Genomic DNA, 1,807 nt, shown 5'->3' with positions numbered 1-1,807 from the left:
GGTTTTCCCAGTGCCTCCGCAAGCTGCGCCTGAGTCATCCCCTTCTCTTTACGCGCTTTCTTCAACGCATTGATAACACGCTGGTATTCATCCGAGTAAACTGAAGCCATTGTTCCGATTCCATACAAATATCCTGAAATCGAATATCCTCCCGCTGCCTTCTTATCCCAAAATAGGATAATTGAGCACGTAACGAACACATGTAAGGAGGACACAATGCAACATCAGAACTGGCACCCGGCCGACATTATCGCTGCACTAAAGAAACATGGAACAAGCCTGGCTGCGTTGTCCAGAAAGGCTGGCCTTTCCTCATCCACACTGGCAAATGCGCTTACCCGACCATGGCCTAAAGGTGAACTGCTTATCGCTCAGGCGCCAGACATTCCACCCGATGTGATATGGCCGGAAAGATACTTTGATGAAAAGGGAGAGCGAGTATTTCGTCAGATGAGGAATACCAAAAAGAGAAATCTGTCTTCAACATAATCAATGAATTCTCCCCCCTCACCCCAGCCCTCTCCCTCAAGGGAGAGGGGGTCTAAGGGCACTACCGTTTCAGCCCTTTCACATACCCCACCAGCTGATCCAACACCACGCCCCACCCTTCGTGGAAGCCCATCTGTTCATGCTGCTCGCGGATCTCCTTCGTTGGGTGACGCGCAATTGCCGTGTAGCGGGTCTTGCCCTCCCCCACATCTTCCAGCAGCAGGATCGCTGTCATAAACGGCTTTTCAGCCGGCTTCCAGCCCTCAGTATAGCCATCGGTAAAGACCAGCTTGTTCCCCGGATCGATTTCAAGAAATACGCCCCGGTTATCCATCCGCTGCCCGTCCACCTCAAACGCGGTATTGAACCGCCCACCCACGCGCAGATCGAGGTCGCATTCAGTCACCTTATGGGGAGCAGGAATGAAGAAGTTTTTGATGTGCTCCGGTGTGGTCCAGCAGAGCCACAGCAGGTCGCGCGGTGCATCCACCACGCGTTCCAGTTTTAAGTCTGTTTCAGGATCGAGCGTCACGATAACGTCCTCTAAAGGGAACCCCTTACAAGGATAGTCCCACTCAGGCGAATTTCCCTTTCGCTACCTCTTCAGGGGTGACCACGCCCGTATCCAGCACCCAGCCGCTAATCAGCGAGGTGGGGGTAACGTCAAACGCCGGGTTATAGACCTGCGCCTCTTGCGGCGCCCACTGCACCGCGCCAAAGCTTCCCGCCACGCCCGTCACTTCGCTGGCCGCGCGCTGCTCAATCGGGATCGCGTCACCGTTCGGGCAGTCCCGGTCGAGGGTCGTTTGCGGGGCGGCGACGTAGAACGGAATACCGTGGAACTTCGCCAGCACCGCCAGGGAATAGGTGCCGATTTTGTTCGCCACGTCGCCGTTGGCGGCAATGCGGTCTGCCCCCACCCACACGGCATCCACCTGCCCTTTTGCCATCAGGCTGGCGGCCATGGAGTCAGTAATCAGCTGATACGGCACGCCCAGCTCGCCCAGCTCCCATGCGGTCAGCCTGCCGCCCTGCAACAGCGGACGGGTTTCATCCACCCAGACGTTGCTGACGTTGCCTGCCTGATGCGAGCGGGCAATCACCCCTAGCGCCGTCCCGACGCCCGCCGTTGCCAGCCCACCGGTATTGCAGTGGGTCAGCAGGCGGCTGCCGGGCTTCACCAGCGCGCTACCCGCTTTCGCAATCGCGTCGCAAAGCCGTTTGTCTTCATTAATCAGGCGCAGCGCTTCAGCCACCAGCGCCGGAACGAACGCTTCCTGCCAAAGCGCAATCTTCATGCGGTCGAGATTGTTCATCA

3 protein-coding genes are annotated in these 1,807 nt (G+C 57.3%); 1 reads left to right on the top strand and 2 read right to left on the bottom strand.

Translation table 11 applies throughout. The features are described from left to right. The first annotated feature begins 216 nt into the window (after positions 1–216). A complete protein-coding gene (locus HP459_RS22735; RefSeq protein ID WP_032624682.1) occupies positions 217–489 on the top strand; it encodes a helix-turn-helix transcriptional regulator in 273 nt (90 codons plus the stop codon). A 61-nt stretch (positions 490–550) separates the two neighbouring features. On the opposite strand, the gene HP459_RS22730 is transcribed toward HP459_RS22735, so the two are convergent. Together HP459_RS22730 and mtnA are read right to left on the bottom strand one after the other, a co-directional pair. Beyond that, entirely contained in the window at positions 551–1,021 is a 471-nt protein-coding gene (locus tag HP459_RS22730; RefSeq protein WP_155024316.1) for an SRPBCC family protein, read from the bottom strand. Between the two features lie 43 nt (positions 1,022–1,064). Then, a partial coding sequence (mtnA, locus tag HP459_RS22725) for an S-methyl-5-thioribose-1-phosphate isomerase (protein ID WP_171936901.1) occupies positions 1,065–1,807 on the bottom strand: 743 nt, incomplete at its 5' end.

Origin of the sequence: Enterobacter sp. CM29, assembly GCF_013179605.1 — a bacterium.
Lineage (GTDB): Bacteria > Pseudomonadota > Gammaproteobacteria > Enterobacterales > Enterobacteriaceae > Enterobacter > Enterobacter intestinihominis.
Note: the sequence above shows the minus strand (reverse complement) of the source record. Positions and strands in the feature narration are given on the sequence as shown.

Coding starts and splice junctions, on each gene's coding strand:
- HP459_RS22735 (WP_032624682.1), top strand. CDS start 217: ATGCAACATCAGAACTGGCACCCGGCCGACATTATCGCTGCACTAAAG.